This is a genomic window from Vibrio sp. Isolate33 (assembly GCF_022397895.1).
In the GTDB taxonomy this organism is placed as follows: Bacteria; Pseudomonadota; Gammaproteobacteria; order Enterobacterales; family Vibrionaceae; genus Vibrio; species Vibrio pomeroyi.
Genome location: NZ_JAKEUP010000016.1, coordinates 1 through 25,137, shown reverse-complemented (window position 1 = coordinate 25,137; position 25,137 = coordinate 1). Strand labels below are relative to the sequence as shown.

The following is a 25,137-nucleotide window of genomic DNA, read 5'->3' as shown; positions in this document are numbered from 1 at the left end:
CTTTTTACTACTAAGTGATGTTTTTTCGGACTATTCGGATATGTTTGAGCTGAAAAAAGTAGTGTCTTCACTATTGATGCCACTGCCAGCAATGTTAATTCTCGCTTTTCTGGGCTTAGCCCTAGTGATGTTTACTACCAAAAGGAAGACTGGTTGCCTAATTACCCTTTCAGCCCTCTGTGGTATTTTCCTAATCGCTTTCCAGCCAGTTTCTAGCCAACTTTTAATGCCAATGGAAAGGCAACACACCGCTTTTTTACCTGTCGACGACACCGTCGATTACGTGATGGTGCTTGGAAGTGGTCATGTCGTTGACGACCAAATCCCACCAACATCAGAACTTAGCCGCACAGGTTTGATGCGTTTGAGTGAAGGGATTCGTATTCTACGTCTTTACCCTGGTGCCAAGCTTATCTTGTCAGGCTACGGCGCTGGTACTGAAGTGAGTAACGCAAGAATGATGGCTAAGGTTGCCCTAGCCCTTGGCGTTGCAAAACCCGATATCATTTTGCTTGAGACAGCAAAAGACACTTGGGAAGAAGCTCGCCAAGCTGCCGCGTTTGTTAAAAACAAAAAGATGGTATTGGTGACATCTGCGAGCCACATGACTCGTGCGCTGAATGAATTCCACGCTGCTGGCATGAAACCATTACCAGCACCAACCAACTACCTTGCACAAGAAGGTATTGTTGAGCCTTGGAATAAGTACATGCCTAAAGCGATCTATCTAGAACAGACAGAGCGTTACTGGCACGAGACCATGGGATTGGTTTGGCAAAGCCTACGTGACTGGCTAGACACCAGTAACGATATTTCGGAAGAGCCACTTGTTGTTCCTGAGCCTTCAAGCTTAATCGAGGAAGACGGTGAAGTTTCTGCAGCACAGTAAACTCAATCTGATGTTTCTCTCTGCTTATGTTTTACTCAGATTATTGGCAGACGAAATCGCAAAACAATTCGTAGGCTGTCAGTTCGATAACGACAAAAGCTAAGTAATAAAAAAAGCTAAGCAATAAAAAAGCCGAGACATCATTGATGTCTCGGCTTTTTCGTTCATATGCCGTTACTAACTAGAAGTTCACGCAGAACATTAGTCACCAGCGAACATGTAACCTTCACCATGAACCGTCACAAAGATTTGTGGATTCTTAGGGTCGAATTCCATTTTTGCACGCATGCGGCGGATCAATACGTCGATCGTACGATCGTTAGGTGCATCCACTCGGTGGCTGATCATATTCAGAATACGCTCGCGGCTTAATACTTGGTTAGGGTAAGAAGACAAAGCCACCAACAGTTCATATTCAGCTTTAGTCAGCTTCACTGGCTCGCCGTTTTTGCTTAGCGCGCGACGAGGGATATCAAATGTCCACTCACCGAAACGAACCACAGACTCGTCTGATGTTTCTTCTACTGCGCCTGCTGCCGTTTTACGAGCGGCAGAAATACGCCAAAGTAGGTTTTTAACTCGAACCAATAACTCGCGAAGTTCGAAAGGTTTAGTAACGTAATCGTCCGCGCCCATTTCAAGGCCAACGATTTTGTCGATGCTATCCGTGCGTCCAGTAACTAAAATAATTCCAATGTCTGATTGACTGCGTAATTCGCGAGTTAGCATCAATCCATCTTCGCCTGGTAAGTTGATGTCCAGCATAATGAGGTCAACGTTGTTTTCATCTAACACGTTTCTCATTTGAGCGCCGCTTTCTGCTTCGCTCACTGTGTAACCTTCGTTCTGGAAGTATCCAACCAGTTTACTGCGGGTTACCACATCATCTTCTACGACTAATACGTGATAGCTCATCTACACCACTTTTCTTATTTAATAGTTTCAGTAACTATTCTATTCATAACTAGTAACAATTCTAGTGTTACAGAAGATAAAAGCCAGAAAGATGAATCTTTTTTGATACAAGACAATCTTAAACCTTGCTATTTATCGCCCATCGCAATTCAATATAGGCATTACTACTAACGAGTAACTTTGCGTTTCGCAAATAACCTTGTTATTCAGCCTTGGTGTTTATATCCCAAATCACTTGACGATATTGAGTATACAAACGCCGCAAGACTAAATCAGGATCCAAGAAATGAAAGATACGAAAGCGTTCAACGAGCAAAGAGCAGAAATCTACTGGTGGCTATCAAGCTTATTCGCCAAAGAGCTCACTCAAGAAGAACTCGATCATTACCACTCTGTTGAGATTCGTTCTTTCCTAACTGGTTTAGGCGAAAATGAAACACTAAAGCCATCGATTGATAGCTTAGTTGACGCGCTAAACCGTCTGCAAACACGTGAAGACGCTCAACTGGAACTGTCTGCTGACTTTTGCGATCTTTTCTTAAAGACAGATAAACATGGTGCCCTTCCATACGCTTCTATGTACATCGGTGAGACAGGCCTTTTGAACGATAAGCCTGCAAAAGAGATGGAAGAGATCATGGCTAAACACAACTTAGTGGTTAACCAAGACCTGAAAGAGCCAGCAGACCACATTGCTATCGAACTCGACTTCCTTGGTAACTTGATCATTCGTTCTAACGAAACAGAGCTTGAAGAAGAGCTAGAGAAGTCATTTGCTGTTCAACAACAGTTTATCGAACAACAACTCCTAACTTGGGTACCAAAATTCAACGTTAAATGTCATGACGTTGATGAATTCGGTTTCTACGCTTCAGTCTCATCTCTGCTACTCGCATTCTGTCAGTTGGACACTCAATATTTAGCTGGTGAATAGCTTATTGGGCGACTAAGTAAATAAATTCAGTAGAATGTGACAATTCACCCGGATTTCTGGGTGAATTTTATTGCGAGTAATTTCTAGTCAGTCTAAAATTGTGACCGCAAACGATAAAATATGAAACATTCACGAAATGCTATGCTTATTAAAGTTCAGAGCATTTCGGTGTTAAGACAAGCCGCTCATAGCGGTTTTTTGTTTTTTAGCACTTTAGTACCCAAAGAGCCCTACAAATTTAAGCTCTTAGTTAGGTAGCTTAACGGCTACTTCATTCCGTACTTTGGGAAAGTAGCTTCTAATAGGATAAAACCATGGCCACTATAAAAGATGTCGCTCGCTTAGCCGGCGTATCAACAACAACCGTTTCTCACGTAATCAACAAAACACGTTTTGTTGCAGAAGCGACTCAAGAAAAAGTAAACAAAGCCGTAGATGAACTGAACTATGCACCAAGCGCGGTTGCTCGTAGTTTGAAGTGCAATACAACACGCACTATCGGCATGCTTGTTACTCAATCAACCAACCTATTCTTCTCTGAAGTTATCGATGGTGTTGAGAGCTACTGCTACCGTCAAGGTTACACTTTGATCCTGTGTAACACGGGTGGTATCTATGAGAAGCAACGTGACTACATTCGAATGCTTGCAGAGAAACGTGTAGATGGCATCTTAGTTATGTGTTCAGACCTAACTGAAGAACTAAGAGAGATGTTAGATCGTCACGCTGACATCCCTAAAGTTATCATGGACTGGGGCCCAGAGAGTTCTCAAGCTGACAAGATCATCGATAACTCTGAAGAAGGTGGCTACCTAGCAACCAAATACCTTATTGAGCGCGGTCACTCTAAGATTGCTTGTTTAAGTGGCCACTTAGACAAAGCGGCCTGTGTAGAACGTATCGCAGGTTACAAACGCGCACTCAATGAAGCTAAGATTGCTGCCGATGACAACATGATCATTGAAGGTAACTTCGAGTGTGATACTGCTGTTCTTGCTGCAGAGCAAATCGTCGAAATGAAAGATCGCCCAACAGCGGTATTCTGTTTCAACGATACAATGGCGCTGGGCTTAATGAGCCGACTGCAAGAAAAAGGCATCCGTATCCCTGAAGATATTTCAGTGATCGGTTACGACAACATCGAACTGGCTGAGTACTTCTCTCCACCGTTAACAACGGTTCACCAACCTAAACGTCGTGTTGGTAAGAATGCATTCGAGATTTTATTAGAACGCATAAAAGACAAAGATCACGAGAAGCGTGTCTTCGAAATGCATCCTGAGATTGTTGAACGAAGTACAGTTAAAACGTTAAATTAATTGATAAAACGAGTTTTATTTCATTAAGCGCACCTTTGGGTGCGCTTTTTTTATCAACAACCACAATGAACCTATATGCACAATAGGAAGATCATTAATTGAAGCAATGTCACATTTTGAAATAACAAGTGTGAGCCTCATTCAACAAAAACTTTATTCTATTCAATCAGTCACGCACAGGGCAAACCACTTGAAAAAGTGGGACGCAAAGCTTCCGGCCTAAACCACTCGTTGGTATGGTAGCGGGGTTACCGATGGCAAAATGCAGTAACTACTGATAATTTAGTAATTTACAGCCTATTGACAATTTAATTGCAACATTTTGCTAATCTCTCGGACCTGCTTATTTGGTGGCGTAGTTCAAATACACCGAGATAAATAACATGGATAAACCGATACTAAAGGACTCAATGAAGTTATTTGAGCCCCTAGGAAAAATAAAGTCACGCTCAATGTTTGGTGGATTCGGTCTTTTTGCTGATGACACTATGTTTGCTCTGGTTGTTAATGACCAGCTGCATATCCGGGCAGACAAATGCACAACGAAGCAATTCGAACAACAAGGGTTTCAACCGTACGTCTACAAAAAACGTGGTTTCCCTGTCGTTACTAAATATTTCGCTTTACCTGAAGGCTTGTGGCAAGACCAAGAGAAGATCTTGGAACTTGCAACGACGTCTCTGGGTTTCGCTAAAGAAGAAAAAGCTGAACAGTCTTCTGCTAAGCCAACTCGACTCAAAGATCTGCCGAATCTTCGACTCGCTACTGAGCGTATGTTGAAAAAAGCAGGAATCGATTCCGTTGAACGTTTATATGAATCTGGCTCTGTAAACGCCTTTAACGCCATCAAGGAATCGCATGCGTCCTCTGTCAGTATTGAATTACTGTGGGCGCTAGAAGGTGCGATCAATGGAACACATTGGTCTGTTATACCGCAGCAGCGTCGTGAAGAGCTTATCAATCGCGTCAATTAACTTTGTCAGTTCAAACTACTTATATAACTAAGCCGCATTTTTTGCGGCTTTTTTTATATCTGCTGAAAGTTAATCTATGCTTTGCCTGTCTATCTATACTAATGGTATGCATTGAAAATTAGAGGAAGTATCAATGAGTAAGAAAATGATATTGGGTATTGTGTTGGTCGTAACCATCATCTTGTTAGGCGTCAATTTTGGCCAGTACCTAACGCTTGAAAACGCCAAGGCCCAACAAGCCGTTTTGAATGACTACATTGACAGCAACTTTATTGCCGCCGCTGCTATCTATTTTATCGCGTACGTAATGATCACTGCTTTCTCAATTCCTGGCGCTGCAGTCGTCACGCTCTTAGGGGCTGCACTGTTTGGCTTCTGGAACAGTTTACTGCTGGTATCTTTCGCAAGCGCTATTGGTGCGACCCTCGCCTTCCTGAGTAGCCGTTACCTGTTACGTGATTGGATCCAAACCAAATTTGGTGACAAATTAGCGACAATTAACAAGGGCGTAGAAAAAGACGGGGCATTTTACTTATTCTCGCTTCGCCTAATTCCTGTATTCCCGTTTTTCCTTATCAATCTACTGATGGGTTTAACCCCAATGTCAGTTTCTCGTTACTACATTACGAGCCAAATAGGCATGCTACCTGGTACTGCTGTTTTCTTGAATGCTGGTACTCAACTCGCAGAAATTGATTCACTTTCAGGTATCGTTTCACCTTCAGTACTACTATCGTTTGCATTACTGGGTGTATTCCCAATTATTGCCAAATGGTTGATGAGCAAGTTTCGCTCAACACCTGTCGCTGAATAACGTATATAGCTTACGAACACCTAAAGCCGAATAAGGTTCTATCTCAATGAAAATCTTCAGTGCATCGAATCCAACAGAAGCCCATATCATCTGTGGATTGTTAGAAAGTGAGAATATTGCGTGTGAAGTCCGTGGTGAAGGTTTGTTTGGTTTAAAAGGGGAAATCCCATTTACAGAAGAAACTGACCCTTACGTATGGTTATATGAGCCAGAATTGGCCAGTAAAGCCCGAACGATTGTCAATGACTACCAAAAACAGCAAGATTCGATCATCTATGAAGAGTGGCGTTGTGGTGAGTGTCATGAAGTCAATGAAGCGCAATTCGGTTCTTGTTGGCAGTGTGGCGCCGCCTCTCCTGAATAATATCTCACGAAGGCAACCTGAGATTTAGTCAGATACCTCCTCCAAATAAAAACGGGAAGCTAACTTAGCTTCCCGTTTTATTTCAATTCGATTTGATACTCGGCTCAGAGAATGAACCTAAAAAATCACTGGATTTGCTTTTGGATAAACTCGATAGAATGTTGGTTGAATTCTTCAGGGTTTTCAACATTACACACGTGACCGCAGTTTGCGATTTCAACCAGTTCACTCGACTCATGTGCCTCTACCATTTCTTTAACGGGCTTGATGAACATGTAATCACGTTCTCCCATCAAGTAGAGAGTCGGGATTGGTAGCTCTCTATCTTTGAAATACTTCATCAGAGGGTTTACATCAGCCGTCAGGATGAACCAGCGTTTAAACTCTTTTTGACAAAGCTTTTTGGCCTCGCGGATAAACAAGTGGCGCGATTCTTTCTGGCTTTTCTGCGGCATCACAATGTAAGCAAACAGGCTATAAAGCCACATGTAAGGAATGATGTGCTTACTCAGGTTACCGAGTTTGACCAACACTTGCGAACGAGTGTTGAGTTTGGTTACCGCCCCACCAAGTACCATTGAGCGAACACGGCCTGCTGCTAGCTCTGCAACGTTACGAACGATAATCGTCCCAAGAGACATGCCCACGAAGTGTGCGGAACGGATTTTGAGGTGATCTAACACTTTAAGAATATCGAGCGTGACCGATTTGAACGTATAGCGATTCGAAATCAGCTCTTTAAGTATGTTGTCTGATTTACCATGTCCTCTCAGATCAATGAGAAGCAAGTTGAAGTGCTGCTTATACGCTTTGATCTGCTTAAACCAGATAGAGGAGCTGCCTCCTGCGCCATGCACAAATACAACCCACTCATCGCTCGTAGGGTGAGTAAATGTTTTATGAAATAATAAACTCTCAGACATACCTATCGCTTTAATTATTAAAATGGAGCTATGCCTCATCACGAGGCGATGACTAAGGATATCACGCAATTAAGAACTTTAAGTGATAATAGTGTCAAACCTGTCATTAGTCATGTGAATACCAACCTCACCTTTTCTACCTGACTAAAATGAGTTTGCAAGCTTTGTCTTTGTAAACGTGATGTGATCTGACCAGAAAACAAAAAGGCACCCTATGATTAGAGCGCCTCTTTCATTAAAGACAATTGCTATACATCAGCTAACTTTAGACGCTAATACAAGGTGTTAAAATGCAGAGTGATACATCGCAAGATACTCTTTTGCCGCATCTTCCCAACTAAAATCTTTCTGCATAGCATAAAGCTGAACACGCTTAATTTCAGATGGGTTTTGTGCATAAAGCAGTAATGAACGATGCAGTACAGCCAATAACGCTTGCGGCGTCGGCTCTTCAAAAGCAAACCCAGTCGCTACCTCAGGATCCTGATCGTAATCATTCACGCTGTCTTTTAAACCACCCACAGAACGAACAATCGGTAACGTACCGTAAGCCATGCTGTAGATCTGGTTTAAACCACAAGGTTCGAATTCGGAAGGCATCAAGAAGAAATCGGAGCCCGCTTCAACCAAGTGCGCTAGCTCGTTGTTGTATGCTTCTACAAACGAGAACTTGTCTGAGTGAAGTGCCGATAGTTCTTTCAACTGACTCGCCAACACAGGATCGCCTGTACCTACAATCACGATCTGAAGATCGTTCTTCAAAAACTGCTCAATGATAGGCAATAAGTAATGCACGCCTTTTTGATTTGTCAGGCGACAAACCATGCCATACACAGCGCAATCGATGACTGGCAGGCCAACATCTTGTTGCAGTTTTTGCTTACAAGCTGACTTTCCGCGAACCATGCTGTGCTTAGTTGCTTTGTATTTACGAGGCAAGAAAGCATCCGTTTCAGGGTTCCAAGCGCCGTAATCACAGCCATTCAGAATACCCACTAAGTCAGAAGATCTATGTTGGAACTCCGCTGCCATACCATGGCTGCCAAGCTCAGTTTTGAGCTCTTCTGCATAGGTTGGGCTTACTGCATTCACTTTGTCTGCACACATCACACCGGCTTTTAGCATGGTGACATGAGTATCACTTACCGAAGCTTCTGGAACATTGTAGCTGTGCATCTCAGGAAGAGACTGCAACTCATCGTAAGAGAACACACCTTTGAAAACCGCATTGTGAATTGAGATAACACTGCGTGTATTTTCAAAGAAGTCGTGTTGTTGGTAACGCGATTTAAGCAAGAAAGGAACAAAGCCAGTATGCCAGTCGTTCGCGTGAATGATATCAGGTTGGAAGCCAAGCTTAGGAAGCATATCAAGGCATGCTGCACTGAAGAATGAGAAGCGCTCTCCATTATCAGCGTAAGCTTGGTTATTTTCTGCGTACATTTCTGGACGGTCAAAGTACTTGGCACATTCAATACCAAAGACTTGAACGCCTTCTACACTCAGTTTTTTTACTTGATAAGCGGTATGAGGCCAATGGTCTAGCTCAGTCGCTAAGATGACTTCTGCTGAATCAATGTTTGGAATGTTGCGGTAAGCGGGGATGGTCACTCGAACGTCCTGTTCGAGTGTTTGTAACGCTTTCGGCAGTGCCTTGGCTACATCAGCCAAGCCACCACTTTTAATCAAGCCTTCAACTTCAGACGCTACAAAAAGTACCGAGAGAGTCTTAGTAACCAACTCGTGCTCCTTTAGGAATAACTACTACACCATCGTCAGATACGTGGTAATGCTTTTTATCTTCTTTCAGGTTTACGCCGATCTGCGTGCCAGGTGCGATGTCTGCATCTTTATCAACGATAACACGACGAAGTACACAACCCTCGCCCACTTTCACATCGCCCAATAAGATACTTTCGCTAATATCACACGCTGATGCGATATTGCTGCGGAAACCCAGTACACACTTCTCAATACGAGAACCGCGTACGTAACTACCGTTACACACTAAGCTGTCGATGATCTGAACACGGCCATTTGCCGAATCAGTAAACGTCGCAGGTGGTAATGGCGGATAGTAAGTATGTAGTGGCCACTTGCGGTTGTATAGAGAGAATGGCGCATCTTTTTCAAGAAGGTCCATGTGAGCTTGCCAGTACGCGTCAATCGTACCTACATCGCGCCAGTAAACTTCTTCTTTCTCACCAGTAATACGGTTGGTGCTGAAGTCGTAAACAAACACATCACCGCGTGGAACCATATTTGGAATGATGTCTTTGCCGAAGTCGTGCGTCGAATCTTCTTTATCTGCATCTTCAACAAGCTCAGCGAAAAGCTCGTTTGCTTCAAATACGTAGTTACCCATAGAAACAAGCGCAGATTCTGGGTCACCCGGAATTGACTTAGGGTTAGCTGGTTTTTCTTCAAAACCAATCATACGACCTTCCGCATCCACTTCGATAACACCAAACTCTGATGCTTCAGCAAGCGGCATACGCAGTGCAGAAACAGTTAGCGCAGCTTTCTTTTCTTTGTGGAAATCAAGCATCTGCTTAATGTCCATTTTGTAAATATGATCTGAACCAAAAATACAAACTTGATCTGGTTCTTCCAACTGCATGAAGCGAAGGTTTTGATAGATGGCATCTGCAGTACCTTCATACCAACGCTTACCCGTACGCATTTGCGCAGGAATTGGGTCGATAAAACGGTCTGTTATGCCACTGATATTCCAACCTTTTTTCATATGGTGGAACAGAGATTGTGACTTGAATTGTGTTAATACATAGATCTTCATAAGATCAGCATTAACGAAGTTGTTCAAAGCGAAATCAATTAAGCGGTAGCTACCACCGAAAGGAACCGAGGGTTTGCTGCGAGATTCAGTTAAAGGTCTTAAGCGAGAGCCTTCACCACCAGCAAGAATCATTCCCAATACACCAGCCATTTTATTCTCCATATATTTATAGCTTGTCGATGTCAGTGCTCGTAGAGGTATCTTCCTCTGGGGGATGAGCACCAACACTTATTTCGGTACTTAGCGAATATCCATTCACATACAGTGACAGTATCCTAAGCCAAACGTTGTTGTCCGTGCACTATTCTTTGCACTTGGTTTTATATACGTTATCGACTTTCCTGCCGATTTCAATTTTTAATACGCCATTCTGTGCTACGTAAGCTGATTGCTTTCCTAAGACTTAAAGCAGCTCACATTACACCGTCTGAGCGAAACATTACATTAACACCCGACACACATCAGGTATACAACTAAACACTGATCTGTGACTTACAATATTTTAATTAAGTTACATTCTCGTTAAAGTTGCATAAGAAGATATTATTAATTTCCATCATTTATTTTACAGTGTGAATTTAATAAATTCTCGCAGACGAAACACCAAGTCAACAGGTTGCATAATTAGTCATATTTAGATCAAAAAAAAGCAGCCAGAGGCTGCTTTTTTAATCGATAACGTTCAGTTACTTTTCTTTGGGCTTTTTACGTTTATCCGTAACTTCCCATTTACCGTCGATATACAGAGCGGTCCAACCAGATGGTTTTCCATCGACTTCAGTACGAACGTAGTTTTCTTTTGTCTTACGACTAAAACGAACCACTGCTGGCTTACCATCAGGATCAGCAACTGGTGCTGACGTCAGGTACTGGAACTTAGGTGAAATTCGGTCTTTAAAACGAACCAGCTCTTCCACTAATGGTGCACGTGTTTCACGTGATTTAGGGAAATTGCTCGCCGCCATAAACAGACCAGAAGCACCGTCACGAAGCACGAAGTACGCGTCTGAGTTTTCACATGGAAGCTCAGGGAAGTGCACTGGGTCTTCTTTTGGTGGCGCAACTTCGCCATTCTTCAGAATCTTACGAGTATTCTTACAATCGTCATTGGTACAATCCATGTACTTACCGAAGCGACCGTTCTTTAGAACCATGTCAGAGCCACATTTGTCACACTCAACAAGCGGACCATCGTAGCCTTTCACTTTGAACTCGCCATGCTCAACCACATAACCTTCACAGTTAGGGTTGTTACCACATACGTGCATCTTACGCTTATCATCAATCAGATAAGCATCCATTGCCGTCTCACAGATAGGACAACGTTTCTTAGCTCGAAGTGCTGCTGTTTCAACGTCTTCTTCAAGCACATTGATAATGCCTTCTTCGTCACCCAAGTTGATCGTTGTCTTACAACGCTCTTTTGGTGGAAGTGCATAACCAGAACAGCCTAGGAATACGCCTGTCGAAGCAGTACGGATACCCATCTTACGACCACAAGTTGGACACTCAATATCAGTTTCTACGATGTGGTTTGGCTTCATGCCGCCCGCATCTTCATCAAGATCCGCTTTTTCCAAATCGCCAGTGAAATCTTCAAAGAAGTTATCCAGCACGCCTTTCCAGCTAGCTTCGCCTTCAGCAATTTGGTCTAACTTCTGCTCCATACGAGCCGTAAAGTCATAGTTCATTAGGTCATTGAAACTGCCATCTAGACGGTCAGTAACAATTTCACCCATCTTCTCAGCATAGAAACGGCGTTGTTCAACTTTCACATAACCACGATCTTGAATCGTCGAGATGATCGATGCATACGTTGAAGGACGACCAATACCACGCTTCTCAAGCTCTTTAACAAGCGCCGCTTCAGTGAAACGAGCGGGTGGCTTAGTGAAGTGCTGTTTAGGATCTAGAGCAATCAGATCAAGCTTATCGCCAATCTGCACTGCTGGAAGAATCGTGTCTTCGTTTTTACCCATTGGGCGTTGAACGCGAGTCCAACCATCGAACTTAAGAATACGACCTTTCGCTTTTAGCGTGTACTCGTCCGCTTTAACGCTTACCGTTGTTGAATCGTATTGTGCAGGTGTCATTTGACACGCAACAAATTGATTCCAAATCAGCGAGTAAAGCTTGTGTGCGTCTGCGTCTACGCCGTTTAGATCTTCCGACTTAACATCGACACTTGAAGGACGAATCGCTTCGTGGGCCTCTTGAGCGCCCTCTTTGCTGCCGTATGCCAGTGCTTTCGGTGGAAGATATTGAGCACCAAACTCAGAACCAATGTATTCACGAGCAGCTTCTACCGCTTCTGAACTCAAGTTGGTCGAGTCAGTACGCATATAAGTAATGTAACCCGCTTCATACAGGCGTTGAGCCAACATCATGGTTTTCTTTACGCCGTAACCAAGACGTGTACTCGCCGCTTGTTGCAGTGTTGACGTGATGTAAGGTGCAGACGGCTTACTCTTCGTTGGGCGGTCTTCACGTTTACATACTTCGTATTGCGCTTTTTCTAAAACACTAACTGCAGCTTGAGTTTGCGCTTCATTTTCAGGTTTAAACGCAACACCGTCTTTCTGTGCAACTTGCAGTCTGAAGTCGGTTTTTTCTGCTGTTTTGGTATCAGCGTGCACATCCCAGAACTCTTCAGGGATAAAGGCATTAATCTCGCGCTCACGCTCTACCAATAGCTTTACGGCTACTGATTGAACACGGCCAGCGGATAGGCCTCGTGCTACTTTCTTCCAAAGCAGAGGTGACACCATAAAGCCAACAACACGGTCCATAAAACGTCGTGCTTGCTGTGCGTTTACGCCATCAATATTTAGCTCACCCGGAGTTTCGAAAGCTTGTTGAATAGCATTCTTGGTGATTTCGTTAAAAACCACTCGCTTGTATCGCGTTTCATCGCCACCGATGATCTCACGAAGGTGCCATGCGATAGCTTCTCCTTCGCGGTCCAAATCGGTTGCGAGATAAACATGGTCTGCGTTCTCAGCCAGTTTTTGCAATTCAGCAACGACTTTTTCTTTACCAGGTAGTACTTGGTAGTTCGCTTCCCACTCTTTATAAGGGTTGATACCCATTTTTTTGATAAGAGCTTTACGATCTTTTTCTTTCTTGATACGAGCTTTTTCTTCTGGGCTCATACCCTTTGTTGAAACTGCAGCAGCCTTTTTACCAGTACTTTGACCAGCCGTTGGTAAATCACGTACGTGACCTACACTCGACTTAACGACAAAGTCTTTGCCAAGGTATTTATTGATAGTTTTAGCCTTGGCCGGCGACTCCACTATAACGAGCGATTTACCCATATTGACTCTAACGTCCTTAATCACGATGCTTCAGCACCAACAATTTAACTTGTGGGCTTTTACGCATGATATTCTAAATTCATTGCTTCTTTTTTTACTATTGTGCGAGATTACTAGAAGATCAACCGCTTTTTTCAAAATTGGATCTGATCGCTCGACAATTCGACGACTCATAGATAAAAGGGGCACAATATAAAGAAGCTATAAAGTACTCATTAAGAATACTTGCAAGAGCCTATTCATCAGGCATTACGTCTAAACGGGCTCATACTAAGCTTGTCCGCGAATCTAACGCGAGCCCCATTCAATTATTTTTGCCGTAAATCACAAAATAAATTGTGGATATCCGAAAAGACTCTCTTAATCGGTTGTGAAATCATTGAATTTCTAGTTCGACACCATAAACTCAACGTTATATTCAGTTATCAGAGATAAACTCATGACAAAGAAAGTAATAGCAGAATTTGATTTACTGCTTATCGCAAACCAAATTATCCAATCACATGATGACTACATTGAAGGCATGCGCACAAACAGCGTAGTAGAGAAAGACGATGTACTCATCTTCAAAGGTGAATACTTCCTAGACAGCAATGGAATGCCGACAGAGAATACAACCGCAGTGTTTAACATGTTTAAATACTTAGCGCACCATCTTTCGAAAGAGTTTACGCTTCAGCAATAATTAAAAAGCTTGCCATTTAGGCAAGCTTTTTTACTTCCTGAACCTTTATATACTTCGTATTTTATTGACTCAGCATTTTCAGCTTGTCGAAGTAATCAGGGAATGTCTTTGACGTACAACCTGGATCATTAATGGTCACAGGCGTATCGCTAAGAGCAACTAGCGAGAAACACATCGCCATGCGGTGGTCATCATAGGTATCAATCGCCGCGTGTGTCAGTTCAGGTACTGGGTTAACGATGATGTAATCTTCCCCCTCTTCAACCTCAGCTCCGACTTTACGTAATTCGGTTGCCATCGCAGCCAAACGGTCAGTCTCTTTCACACGCCAGTTGTAGACGTTACGGATAGCCGTTGTGCCTTTCGCAAACAGTGCGGTTGTTGCGATAGTCATCGCAGCATCAGGGATATGGTTATAGTCCATATCAATACCTTTTAGCTCACCACAACGAGAGATAACATAGTCATCACCCCATTCGATTTCAGCACCCATTTTTTCAAGTGCATCAGCGAATTGAATATCACCTTGGATACTGTTTTTACCAATACCCGTCACCTTGATCTCACCGCCTTTAATCGCTGCTGCCGCAAGGAAATAAGAAGCAGAAGATGCATCGCCTTCAACTAAGAAGTCACCCGGAGCTGTGTAAGATTGACCAGTCGGAATTACGAACTCTTGGTAGTCGTTATTGATCACGTCCACACCAAATTGTTTCATAATGTGTAGCGTGATATCGATGTAAGGTTTAGAAACCAATTCACCTTCAATTTTAATGGTCACTTCGCCTTCAGCTAACGGTGCTGCCATCAAAAATGCCGTCAAAAACTGGCTAGAGATAGAACCGTCGATTGAAACCGTTCCACTCTTAAGGCCAGTACCTGTGATCTTCAGTGGTGGGTAGTTTTCGTTTTCTAGATATTCGACTTCAGCGCCGGCTTCTCGTAGTGCCGTTATTAAGTGACCAATCGGACGCTCTTTCATACGAGGCTCGCCTGTCAGAACGTATTCACCACGACCTAAACACAATGCTGCAGCAAGCGGGCGCATCGCCGTACCTGCGTTACCTAAGAAAAGTTCAAGAGCTTTATCGCTTGAGAATGCACCACCAACACCCGTTACTTCACAAACAGTTTTGTCAGCAGACAGCTGATAGTTAACACCTAACTGAGTCAAGGCGTTCAGCATATGGCGAATGTCATCACTGTCTAGCAAGTTTGTTAGGCGAGTCGTTCCAGTTGAAAGTGCAGCCAAAAGAAGTGCACGGTTAGAAACACTTTTTGAGCCAGGTAGGTTAACTTCCCCACTCACTTTTTGAATTGGTTGTAACGTAAGGCTTTCCATTAAATCTTATAGTCCTTGTACCACCCGAAGTCACTGGCGCGTATTTATTTTCGGGTGATGAATAATTCTTCGTACTTGCAGACTAACGAACTTTTCCGACGAACTCCAGAGCTAATCCCCCTTATAAAGGTGATTAATTAGCCAATCAATCGTATTTACATACTAGTACGCTAGATCAACACGTACACCATCGGAAAAATAGAGAATTCGCACATCGTCGCCTCGGTTAAACAACATCGAGTTATCGACATCTTGGATGATGTTAACCAGCTTGTTGTCTTTGGTTTTAACCAATAACTCGACAAGTTTGTACTCGATTTTATATTGTGTATTGCCTCGATTTCGAGCAATCCCAGCACCAGCCACGGCACCAACAGCCGTCGCTACTTCTTTGCCGGTACCACCACCAAACTGGTTGCCGATCAAACCGCCGATCGCAGCGCCCAATAAGGTTTCCCAACCATTCGCTTTCGATTCAACGATCTCTTGTTGAGTGATGTATCTAACCGTATCGATCTCACCATAAACAACTTCGTTCACTGGTCGAGCTTCGTTTCTGTTGTAAGCTGCATTTGCCAACATGGGCAAAACAAGTAAAATCCAAAGCAACTTCTTCATGGTAAAACTCCTAAAGACCTCTTGGTCAGTGATTAATCTGTAACGCGGTACTTATGACTATATACCTAACAGAACTTGATACTACTAGTATAGAGTTTCCTTCGCCCTTCGACGCGCTTGATGAACCCAACGGTCTGCTCGCCTTTGGTGGTGACTTGTCACCAATGCGAATTTTAAATGCTTATAGCCAAGGTATATTTCCATGGTATGGCCCAGGTGAGCCTATACTTTGGTGGAGCCCAGCACCGCGAGCGGTATTTAATCCTAAGACATTCGAACCGTCAAAAAGTCTTAAAAAGTTTCAAAGAAAACACAATTATCGTGTCAGCATAAACCAAGCGACTGACAAAGTTATTGGTTACTGCTCGTCACTAAGGCCCGAAGAAGAAACGTGGCTGAACAATGACATGCAGTTGGCCTACTGTGAACTCGCTTCATTAGGGTTCTGTCATTCCGTTGAAGTGTGGCAAGGCGATGAACTGATCGGCGGGCTTTATGGCTTACAAAGAGGCCAAGTCTTTTGCGGTGAATCGATGTTCAGCTTGAAGACCAATGCCTCTAAAATTGCGCTATGGTACTTTTGTAAACACTTTACCCGATTCGGTGGCAAGCTCATCGATTGCCAAGTTATGAATCCTCACTTGGAATCCTTAGGCGCTATCGAGGTCGAGAGAGACGAATTTCTGAGCTCTCTAGAGTTACTCAAAGAAACGCCCGTTGACGATGCATGCTTTGAAAGCCAATGGCTAGAGGAAACGCCTTAATGAATCCAGATTTACAACAAATCAGAATTGGATTAACAGACAATCACGCTTGCAGCTACTTGCCTCACCTCGAAGAAAGAGTGGCAGTCACGCTTGATGAACACATGCACACCTCAGATAACTATGAAGTTCTACTTGCCAACGGGTTTCGTCGTAGCGGGTCAACGATCTATAAGCCACATTGCGATAGTTGCTCAGCGTGCCAAGCCATTCGTCTTTCTATTCCAGAAGTTAAGTTTTCTAAGAGCCAACGACGCGTCCTCAACAAGGCAAAATCACTTCGTTGGGAACTAAAAGACACGATGGATGACAACTGGTTTGATTTATATAGTCGCTATATTACCGCTCGTCATCGTTCGGGTACCATGTATCCACCAAAGAAAGAAGAGTTTCTACAATTCTCACAAAATGAGTGGCTTACAACAAAGTTCATGCATATCTATGACGAGAACAAGTTAATCGGAATCGCGGTTACCGATGTTATGGCTCATAGCACCAGCGCATTTTATACCTTCTTCGATCCTGATATCGATATATCCATGGGAACACTTGGCGTTCTATTCCAGATCCAACATGCCCAGAAAGAGCAAAAACAGTGGTTATATTTGGGTTATCAAATCGATGAATGCCCTGCGATGAACTATAAAGTACGATTTCAACGTCATCAAAGGCTAGTAAATCAGCGGTGGCAAGGGTAGAATACGCGACAACTTTACATATTTTGATTTTAACGGCACAATCAAGCCGTTGAAAACCGCCAAATTTCGAAAGAGGATTAGATGGCTAAAGAAGACGTAATCGAGATGCAAGGCACTGTCCTTGATACTCTACCAAACACAATGTTCCGTGTTGAGCTTGAAAACGGTCACGTAGTGACAGCACACATCTCTGGTAAAATGCGTAAGAACTACATCCGTATTCTTACTGGTGATAAAGTAACTGTTGAGATGACTCCATACGACCTTTCTAAAGGCCGCATCGTCTTCCGTGCTCGTTAATTATTAATTAGCGAATACAATAAGAAGCGGAGCTTAATGCTCCGTTTTTTATCGCCTGAACATTGCCCTTTAGCAAAACCTTTCCGTCGCAGCATCTCGCATCTCGCATCTCGCATCTCGCATCTCGCATCTCGCATCTCGCATCTCGCAAGCATAAAAAAACGCACAACCTAAGTCATGCGTTTTATAGTTAAGCTTTTGAGCTATTCATCAATTGCTTAGTGCATAACCTCTTCTTTCGCACCAACGTAGATGAAGTCAAGTTCGTCTTTCTTCAGAGATACTTTAACCGTACCGCCATCAACCAAGCTCCCGAACAGCAATTCATTCGCAAGAGGCTTCTTAAGCTTCTCTTGAATCACACGTCCCATAGGACGAGCGCCCATGGTCTTATCGTAGCCTTTGTCTGCCAACCAGTGACGAGCATCTTCAGAAACTTCTAAAGATACACCACGTGCGTCCAGTTGAACCTGAAGCTCAACAATGAACTTGTCTACTACTTGGCTAATCACACTTGGATCCAAGCTGTTGAACCAGATGATGTTATCAAGACGGTTACGGAATTCAGGAGTAAACACCTTCTTAATTTCGCCCATCGCGTCTGGCGCATGATCTTGTTGGATCAGGCCGATCGATTTCTTCTCAGTTTCAGCAACACCAGCGTTGGTTGTCATCACTAAGATCACGTTACGGAAATCCGCTTTACGGCCGTTGTTATCAGTTAGTGTGCCGTTATCCATCACTTGTAGTAGCAAGTTAAAGATGTCTGGGTGAGCTTTTTCGATCTCATCAAGTAGCACAACAGAGTGTGGGTTCTTGATTACCGCGTCAGTCAGTAGACCGCCTTGGTCATAACCAACATAACCTGGAGGAGCACCGATTAGACGACTCACTGAGTGACGTTCACCGTACTCAGACATATCAAAGCGCAGCAGTTCAATGCCCATCAGTTTAGACAGTTGAACCGTAACCTCGGTTTTACCCACACCAGTAGGACCAGCAAATAGGAATGAGCCAACCGGTTTATTGTCTGCACCTAATCCTGCACGAGTTAGCTTGATCGCTTCGCTCAATACATCGATAGCTGGGTCTTGTCCGAATACCAACATTTTCATGCGGTCATCCAGTTTCTGCAGCGTATCTTTGTCTGAAGACGATACTGACTTCTCAGGAATACGCGCCATTTTCGCAACCATTGACTCAATATCAGCCACGCTTACTGTTTTCTTACGACGGCTTGCTGGTGCTAAGCGACTACGAGCGCCTGCTTCATCAATTACGTCAATCGCCTTATCAGGTAGGTGACGTTCGTTAATGTATTTAGCAGACAGTTCCACCGCTGCACGCAACGCTTTGTTGGTGTAACGTACTTCGTGGTGAGCTTCGTATTTTGGCTTAAGACCAATCAGAATCTTAGTCGTGTCATCTAATGATGGTTCAACAATATCGATTTTCTGGAAACGACGAGATAGCGCACGCTCCTTCTCAAAAATACTGCTGTACTCTTGGTAGGTTGTTGAGCCAATGCAACGTAATTTACCGCTGCTTAATAGCGGCTTAATTAAGTTTGCGGCATCAACTTGACCGCCCGATGCTGCACCCGCACCAATAATGGTGTGGATCTCATCGATGAATAGGATCGCGTCTTCTTCTTTCTCTAGTTGCTTAAGAATCGCTTTGAAACGTTTCTCAAAGTCACCGCGATATTTCGTTCCCGCAAGCAGTGAACCAATATCTAAAGAGTAGATCACGCTGCTCTGAATAATTTCAGGCACTTGCCCTTCAACGATACGCCATGCAAGACCTTCAGCGATAGCAGTTTTACCTACACCCGCTTCACCCACTAGTAGAGGGTTATTCTTACGACGACGACATAGGACTTGGATAGTACGTTCAAGCTCTTTGTCACGACCAATTAGAGGGTCAATATTACCCTGCTTCGCAACTTCGTTAAGGTTGGTCGCGAAATTTTCTAAACGATCTTCGGAGTTTGCTTCTTCAGCATTTTCTGCACCACCAAATGAATCCGATGATGAAGCACTATCGCCTTCGTTGCTGGCTTTAGTAATGCCGTGTGAGATGAAGTTAACGATGTCTAAGCGACTGATGTCGTTTTTCTTAAGAAGATACGCCGCGTGAGACTCTTGCTCACTAAAAATAGCCACAAGTACGTTTGCACCTGTTACTTCGCTGCGACCTGAAGATTGAACATGAAAAACAGCGCGCTGAAGTACTCGTTGAAAGCTCAATGTTGGCTGAGTTTCACGAGTTTCGTCGCTTTCAGGGATAAGTGGGGTCGTTTGATCGATAAAAATATCGAGCTCATTGCGAAGAGCATCGAGATCAGCCTGACAAGCTTGGAGCGCTTCCTTGGCCGCATCATTTTCTAATAATGCTAGTAGGAGGTGTTCGACAGTCATAAACTCATGTCGCTTGTCTCGCGCACGAGCAAATGCGCCATTTAAACTCGACTCTAATTCTTTATTTAGCATAAGTACCTCCTAAGGGAACAACAGTGTTGTTCGAGCAATTTATACTTGCTCCATTGTACATAGTAGCGGATGCTCATTTTCCTTTGAGTACATCGTGACCTGCGCTACCTTTGTTTCCGCTATTTCAGCACTGTACGTGCCGCATATAGCTTTACCTTCATAATGAACCTTGAGCATCACTTCCGTTGCTTTTTCGATATCTAGTGAGAAGAATCGCTCTAGGATCTCGATTACAAAGTCCATGGGCGTGTAGTCATCGTTATTTAACACAACGTTATACATTGCCGGTGGCTTTACTTTTGTTGCTTCTTTCTCCAGTAAATCTGAGCCTGGAGATGCCCATTCAAAGTTTCTGCTCATATCGCTTTGCTAAGGGTTATTTTTCGGAAGTCGTGAGTGTTTGCCTAATTCAAATTTACCACATTCACGCTTTACGGTGTACTAAGAAACTGCACCGAGAAACAGTACCAAAAAATATTCCTCTATACTGAGCCTAATCCACCATTTCCATCGCTGCAAATAAAAGATCTCGATTAACAGGATTAACATATGTGATTGATTAAAAAGACGCCATAACTATTGATACTGACGATAAGATCACCGCTAAGTTACTATTTAGTTAATAGTTTGCAGTTAATCTCGAATGTGATTTGTTATTAAATTTGATCAATTTTATACCAATTTGCTATTGACTGTGCTCAATCATTAGCTACATTGGAGCTAAAAGGTTTTTTAATACATTTTTGCAACATGATTTAAAACCAGTAACACGCTTTAAAACTTAACAATAAGGAATAATTACGCAGGGTAGCGTTAATTTCCGTAAGCAATGTATGAGATTCAAGCTATCAGCTGAAATTCTTTAGGTGATAGGAATGATATCAATCTGACTTACAACAATTGATATAACAACGTTAGTAACAAAATGCATGAGGGATGTATAGCATGGCTACAGGTACAGTAAAATGGTTTAACAATGCCAAAGGGTTTGGCTTTATTTGTCCAGAAGGTGAAGACGGCGATATTTTCGCGCACTACTCCACAATACAAATGGAAGGTTATCGAACCTTAAAGGCTGGTCAGCAGGTCGACTATGAAGTAGAAAGTGGACCTAAAGGCTCGCACGCTAGCTCTGTTGTTCCTGTAGAAGGCAGCGCCGCAAAATAGGCGAATGCCAACTCATGTTAACCTTCATACGTCGTGCTTAACGGCTGACAGGTAAACAGAATATTGAAACCGCTCATTTAATACCTGTAATACAGGATTACGTGAGCGGTTTTTTCGTTTTGGGAGCTCTAAGATTCCCCACTAAACAATGAGTTCGAGGATGTGTTCCTACCAAGCCAGGCCTAGGAGATGACAAAAGAACAAAAAAGACGCTTTAACGTTACCGTTAAAGCGTCTCTCGTTTTGACTTTATCTATTACTTAGCCATCAAACTAAGTAACTCGTTAACAAATCACGTTCATGAGTTACTAACGATGAGCCCCATCACTATGCATCAATAAATGCGTTTAGTGTTGAGCTTGGGCGCATTAGTGTTGAAACCAGTGCATCATTAAGTAGGTAGTAACCACCTAAATCACCCGCAACACCTTGCGCGTTGTTCAACTCAGCAACAATCGCTTCTTCACTTTCAGCCAGTTGGCTCGCAACACCCGCGAACTCAGCAGCTAGCTCAGCATCAACTGTTTGCTCTGCAAGTGCTTTAGCCCAGTAAGCTGCTAGGTAGTAGTGGCTGCCACGGTTATCAAGCTCGCCAACTTTACGTGAAGGTGACTTGTTGTTGTCTAGGAATTCACCCGTTGCTTTATCAAGTGCGTCAGCTAGAACTTGTGCTTTAGCGTTACCAGTTACTACGCTTAAGTGCTCTAGTGATGCTGCTAATGCTAAGAACTCACCCAGAGAATCCCAACGAAGGTGGTTCTCTTTCTCTACTTGTTGCACGTGCTTAGGAGCAGAACCGCCAGCACCTGTTTCAAACAGACCGCCACCGTTCATTAGTGGAACAATCGATAGCATCTTAGCTGATGTACCAAGTTCTAGAATTGGGAACAAGTCAGTTAGGTAATCGCGCAGTACGTTACCAGTAACCGAAATAGTATCTAGACCTTCTTTGATACGAACCAAAGAGTATTGAGTTGCTTCTAGCGGAGCAAGAATCTTAAGTTCAAGACCATCAGTATCGTGCTCAGGAAGATAAGCTTCTACTTTCTTAATAAGCTCTGCATCGTGTGCACGAGAAGCATCTAGCCAGAATACAGCTGGAACACCTGTAGCGCGCGCGCGCGTTACCGCAAGCTTAACCCAGTCTTGAATCGGTGCGTCTTTAACCTGACACATACGGAAGATATCGCCTTCCTCTACGTCTTGCTCCAGAAGTACTGCACCAGAAGCATCAACCACTTGAACCTGACCAGCAGCTTCTAGGATGAAAGTCTTATCGTGAGAACCGTACTCTTCTGCTTTTTGAGCCATCAGACCAACGTTTGGTACGCTACCCATGGTTGTTGGGTCGAATGCACCGTTCTCTTTACAGAAATCAATGACCGCTTGGTAGATGCTCGCGTAGCTGCGATCTGGGATCATTGCTTTGGTATCTTTTTGCTTACCTTCTGGATCCCACATTTGACCGGAAGAGCGCAGCATTGCCGGCATAGATGCATCAACAATGATATCGCTTGGTACGTGTAGGTTGGTGATACCACGATCCGAATCAACCATTGCTAGTGGCGGTTGAGTCTCGTATACCGCTTGTAGGTCAGCTTCGATTGCTTCTTTTTGATCTTGAGGAAGTGCCGCAATTTTAGCGTACACGTCGCCAATGCCGTTGTTAACATCAACACCTAGCTCATCGAACAATTGACCATGTTTAGCAAATACGTCTTTGTAGTAAACCTTAACCGCGTGACCGAAGATCACAGGGTCAGATACTTTCATCATCGTCGCTTTCATGTGAAGAGAAAGCAGTACACCTTGCTCTTTAGCCAATGCGATCTCTTTTTCGAAGAACGCAACCAAAGCAGCTTTGTTCATTACTGATGTGTCGATGATTTCTTTATCTTGCAATGCAAAAGCTGGCTTAAGTGTTTTCTTAGCGCCATCTTTACCTACAAACTCGATGCTAACTTCTGTAGCACCTTCGATTGTTGTCGATTTCTCGCTACCAAAGAAGTCTTTGTCGTCCATGCTTGAAACGTGAGACTTAGAATCTGCAGACCAAGCACCCATTGAGTGTGGGTTTTTCTTTGCGTAGTTTTTAACTGAAAGTGGTGCACGACGGTCAGAGTTACCTTCACGTAGTACTGGGTTTACTGCACTGCCTTTGATCTTGTCGTAAGTCGCTTTTACTGCTTTCTCTTCGTCAGTGTTTGCTTCTTCTGGGTAGTTAGGAAGTGCGTAGCCTTTTGACTGTAGCTCTTTGATGGTTGCTTGAAGTTGAGGTACAGATGCAGAGATGTTTGGAAGCTTGATGATGTTTGCTTCTGGTGTCTTAGCCAATTCACCTAGTTCTGCTAATGCATCACCAATACGTTGCTCTTCATTCAAGTAGTCAGGGAAGTTGGCAATAATGCGCCCTGCAAGTGAAATGTCGCGAGTATCAACGTCAATACCAGAAGAAGCCGTAAAAGATTGAATGATTGGCAGCAAAGAATAAGTTGCTAGTGCCGGAGCTTCGTCTGTAATGGTATAGATGATAGTTGGTTTTTCAGTAGGCATGAAATTTCCCTATAGTTCTGACAAGCTCACTTAAAATAGTGAGAATGTTATAAATTGACCAGTAAGCTACTCTAAGAGTGAAAACTGCTTACTCGATAGTCGTACTCTATCTTATTTTTCATGCAATCTAATGACAGCATGAACCAAATCCGTGAGTGCGTTGTTATAATAAAACACGTAGGTATAATTAAACAAATCAGGCTTAAGAGTCCATAAACTTGTTCTATTTTGTGTCTTTTAGGCGCGCAAATGATAGCTCAATTCCGTTTCAGTGAAAACTTTTCAGCACACTTCGTTTACATTTTTGCAAGGTAGTTAACATGTCTACTCGCTCACGCAGCGCATCTCGTTCAGACAAACCGGCTCGTTCTGGCGCCACATTAAAACAAAGCAGCAACAGACAAGGCCGAAACAGTGATAAAAATAACACTGGCAACTCGCATAAGAAATCGCACTCAAGTAAACACAGATACAAAGCGAAACTGGCGAACGCAAAACCTAAAATTGCACTCGAAGATCGCAAGGTTATTTTGTTCAACAAACCATTCGATACCTTAAGCCAATTCACCGACGGAGAAGGCAGAAAGACACTGGCTGATTTTATTCCAGTTAAAGATGTTTATGCCGCAGGCCGACTTGATCGTGACAGCGAAGGGTTATTGGTCTTGACCAACGATGGCATATTTCAAGCTAAGCTGACTCAACCGAACTCAAAATCACCAAAGACTTACTGGGTACAGGTTGAAGGCGCACCTTCTGAGGAAGATTTAGATAAATTGAGAAAAGGTGTAGAGCTAAAAGACGGTATGACACTGCCAGCTAAAGTGGAAGTAATGTCAGAGCCTGCTGTTTGGGAGAGAACCCCTCCAGTAAGGTTTAGAGCTGCAATACCGACAACCTGGTTAGCGATTACTATCATCGAAGGACGCAACCGCCAAGTAAGACGTATGACAGCAAATATCGGCTTCCCTACCCTGCGCTTGATTCGCTATTCAATGGGTGACATGAACGTAGGTCAGCTTCAGCCTGGTGAGTGGAAAGAGATTTAAAGTCGAAATATCGAGAATATAAAAATGGCCGCTAGTTTGAGCGGCCATTTTTATATGCGTTGACAAATATCAGACACAAAAATGTATGGTCCGCCCCGTTATTGCAACTACAATTAAGTAATAACGGAGTTGGTTTGCGCTAATGTATTCGGAGTCCTTGTTGGGAGCACTAGCTTCCCAGCTCCACGATGATATCCGCGCCAGATTATCCTTAAAAAGCCCA

General features: G+C 43.4%; 22 protein-coding genes and 1 riboswitch. Of the genes, 12 read left to right on the top strand and 10 right to left on the bottom strand.

Annotated elements, in window-relative coordinates; genetic code table 11:
- Positions 1 to 40 precede the first annotated feature (40 nt).
- Complete coding sequence (gene elyC, locus L1D37_RS18850; protein ID WP_239848780.1) at positions 41 to 889, top strand: envelope biogenesis factor ElyC; 849 nt, start codon at positions 41 to 43, stop codon at positions 887 to 889.
- A gap of 201 nt (positions 890 to 1,090) precedes the next feature.
- Here elyC and torR read toward each other — a convergent pair whose 3' ends face one another.
- Positions 1,091 to 1,804: a two-component system response regulator TorR gene (gene torR, locus L1D37_RS18845; RefSeq protein ID WP_017631175.1), complete on the bottom strand. Its 714-nt coding sequence runs from the start codon at positions 1,802 to 1,804 to the stop codon at positions 1,091 to 1,093.
- A gap of 286 nt (positions 1,805 to 2,090) precedes the next feature.
- Between torR and torD the strand changes: the two genes are divergently transcribed.
- The 5 genes from torD to L1D37_RS18820 all read left to right on the top strand — a co-directional run bounded on the left by torD (position 2,091) and on the right by L1D37_RS18820 (position 6,209).
- The gene (gene torD, locus L1D37_RS18840; protein WP_239848779.1) at positions 2,091 to 2,738 is read left to right on the top strand and encodes a molecular chaperone TorD; all 648 of its coding nucleotides are present in this window, start codon (positions 2,091 to 2,093) and stop codon (positions 2,736 to 2,738) included.
- Between the two features lie 314 nt (positions 2,739 to 3,052).
- Positions 3,053 to 4,057 (top strand): HTH-type transcriptional repressor PurR, encoded by a 1,005-nt coding sequence (purR, locus tag L1D37_RS18835; RefSeq protein ID WP_239848778.1) that lies wholly within the window; start codon positions 3,053 to 3,055, stop codon positions 4,055 to 4,057.
- Positions 4,058 to 4,227: 170 nt separating this feature from the next.
- Positions 4,228 to 4,313, top strand: a riboswitch (cyclic di-GMP riboswitch).
- 127 nt (positions 4,314 to 4,440) lie between these two features.
- Entirely contained in the window at positions 4,441 to 5,031 is a 591-nt protein-coding gene (locus L1D37_RS18830) for a TfoX/Sxy family DNA transformation protein (RefSeq protein WP_176680141.1), read from the top strand.
- A 133-nt stretch (positions 5,032 to 5,164) separates the two neighbouring features.
- Positions 5,165 to 5,845, top strand: coding sequence for a TVP38/TMEM64 family protein (locus L1D37_RS18825; protein ID WP_239848777.1), 681 nt, complete (start codon positions 5,165 to 5,167; stop codon positions 5,843 to 5,845).
- Between the two features lie 46 nt (positions 5,846 to 5,891).
- A complete protein-coding gene (locus tag L1D37_RS18820) occupies positions 5,892 to 6,209 on the top strand; it encodes a DUF2007 domain-containing protein (RefSeq protein ID WP_017111051.1) in 318 nt (105 codons plus the stop codon).
- Positions 6,210 to 6,334: 125 nt separating this feature from the next.
- Here the strand turns inward: L1D37_RS18820 and L1D37_RS18815 are convergent, their stop codons facing one another.
- From L1D37_RS18815 to topA, 4 genes are all read right to left on the bottom strand, one after another.
- On the bottom strand, positions 6,335 to 7,132 hold the full coding sequence (locus L1D37_RS18815) for an alpha/beta fold hydrolase (protein WP_017630854.1): 798 nt from the start codon (positions 7,130 to 7,132) through the stop codon (positions 6,335 to 6,337).
- A gap of 285 nt (positions 7,133 to 7,417) precedes the next feature.
- Positions 7,418 to 8,872 (bottom strand): glycogen synthase GlgA, encoded by a 1,455-nt coding sequence (gene glgA, locus L1D37_RS18810; protein ID WP_176680144.1) that lies wholly within the window; start codon positions 8,870 to 8,872, stop codon positions 7,418 to 7,420.
- Positions 8,862 to 10,091 carry a glucose-1-phosphate adenylyltransferase gene (gene glgC, locus L1D37_RS18805; RefSeq protein WP_128644363.1) on the bottom strand — a complete coding sequence of 410 codons (1,230 nt, stop codon included), beginning with the start codon at positions 10,089 to 10,091 and terminating at the stop codon, positions 8,862 to 8,864. Before glgC ends, glgA begins: the two co-directional genes overlap by 11 nt.
- Before the next feature lie 524 nt (positions 10,092 to 10,615).
- Positions 10,616 to 13,246, bottom strand: coding sequence for a type I DNA topoisomerase (gene topA, locus L1D37_RS18800; RefSeq protein ID WP_239848776.1), 2,631 nt, complete (start codon positions 13,244 to 13,246; stop codon positions 10,616 to 10,618).
- A gap of 439 nt (positions 13,247 to 13,685) precedes the next feature.
- Here topA and L1D37_RS18795 point away from each other — a divergent pair, with 439 nt between their 5' ends.
- Positions 13,686 to 13,931, top strand: coding sequence for a YciN family protein (locus tag L1D37_RS18795; protein ID WP_017630857.1), 246 nt, complete (start codon positions 13,686 to 13,688; stop codon positions 13,929 to 13,931).
- Positions 13,932 to 13,992: 61 nt separating this feature from the next.
- Here the strand turns inward: L1D37_RS18795 and aroA are convergent, their stop codons facing one another.
- The gene (gene aroA / locus L1D37_RS18790; RefSeq protein ID WP_239848774.1) at positions 13,993 to 15,273 is read right to left on the bottom strand and encodes a 3-phosphoshikimate 1-carboxyvinyltransferase; all 1,281 of its coding nucleotides are present in this window, start codon (positions 15,271 to 15,273) and stop codon (positions 13,993 to 13,995) included.
- A 162-nt stretch (positions 15,274 to 15,435) separates the two neighbouring features.
- Entirely contained in the window at positions 15,436 to 15,891 is a 456-nt protein-coding gene (locus L1D37_RS18785) for a glycine zipper 2TM domain-containing protein (protein WP_017630859.1), read from the bottom strand.
- Between the two features lie 53 nt (positions 15,892 to 15,944).
- Between L1D37_RS18785 and aat the strand changes: the two genes are divergently transcribed.
- From aat to infA, 3 genes are all read left to right on the top strand, one after another.
- Positions 15,945 to 16,655, top strand: a complete 711-nt coding sequence (gene aat / locus L1D37_RS18780; RefSeq protein WP_239848773.1) for a leucyl/phenylalanyl-tRNA--protein transferase — start codon at positions 15,945 to 15,947, stop codon at positions 16,653 to 16,655.
- Complete coding sequence (locus L1D37_RS18775; RefSeq protein ID WP_239848772.1) at positions 16,655 to 17,353, top strand: arginyltransferase; 699 nt, start codon at positions 16,655 to 16,657, stop codon at positions 17,351 to 17,353. The genes aat and L1D37_RS18775 overlap by 1 nt, the downstream gene beginning before the upstream one ends.
- 81 nt (positions 17,354 to 17,434) lie before the next feature.
- A complete protein-coding gene (gene infA / locus L1D37_RS18770; RefSeq protein WP_001040192.1) occupies positions 17,435 to 17,653 on the top strand; it encodes a translation initiation factor IF-1 in 219 nt (72 codons plus the stop codon).
- Positions 17,654 to 17,871: 218 nt separating this feature from the next.
- Here infA and clpA read toward each other — a convergent pair whose 3' ends face one another.
- Positions 17,872 to 20,145, bottom strand: coding sequence for an ATP-dependent Clp protease ATP-binding subunit ClpA (gene clpA, locus L1D37_RS18765; protein ID WP_176680149.1), 2,274 nt, complete (start codon positions 20,143 to 20,145; stop codon positions 17,872 to 17,874).
- 39 nt (positions 20,146 to 20,184) lie between these two features.
- Complete coding sequence (gene clpS / locus L1D37_RS18760) at positions 20,185 to 20,505, bottom strand: ATP-dependent Clp protease adapter ClpS (protein ID WP_004737430.1); 321 nt, start codon at positions 20,503 to 20,505, stop codon at positions 20,185 to 20,187.
- 585 nt (positions 20,506 to 21,090) lie between these two features.
- Here clpS and cspD point away from each other — a divergent pair.
- Positions 21,091 to 21,312 (top strand): cold shock domain-containing protein CspD, encoded by a 222-nt coding sequence (cspD, locus tag L1D37_RS18755; protein ID WP_004736548.1) that lies wholly within the window; start codon positions 21,091 to 21,093, stop codon positions 21,310 to 21,312.
- Between the two features lie 327 nt (positions 21,313 to 21,639).
- Here cspD and L1D37_RS18750 read toward each other — a convergent pair whose 3' ends face one another.
- Positions 21,640 to 23,865, bottom strand: coding sequence for an NADP-dependent isocitrate dehydrogenase (locus L1D37_RS18750; RefSeq protein WP_239848771.1), 2,226 nt, complete (start codon positions 23,863 to 23,865; stop codon positions 21,640 to 21,642).
- 320 nt (positions 23,866 to 24,185) lie between these two features.
- Here L1D37_RS18750 and L1D37_RS18745 point away from each other — a divergent pair, with 320 nt between their 5' ends.
- Positions 24,186 to 24,914 (top strand): pseudouridine synthase, encoded by a 729-nt coding sequence (locus L1D37_RS18745; protein ID WP_239848770.1) that lies wholly within the window; start codon positions 24,186 to 24,188, stop codon positions 24,912 to 24,914.
- The last annotated feature ends 223 nt before the right edge of the window (positions 24,915 to 25,137 follow it).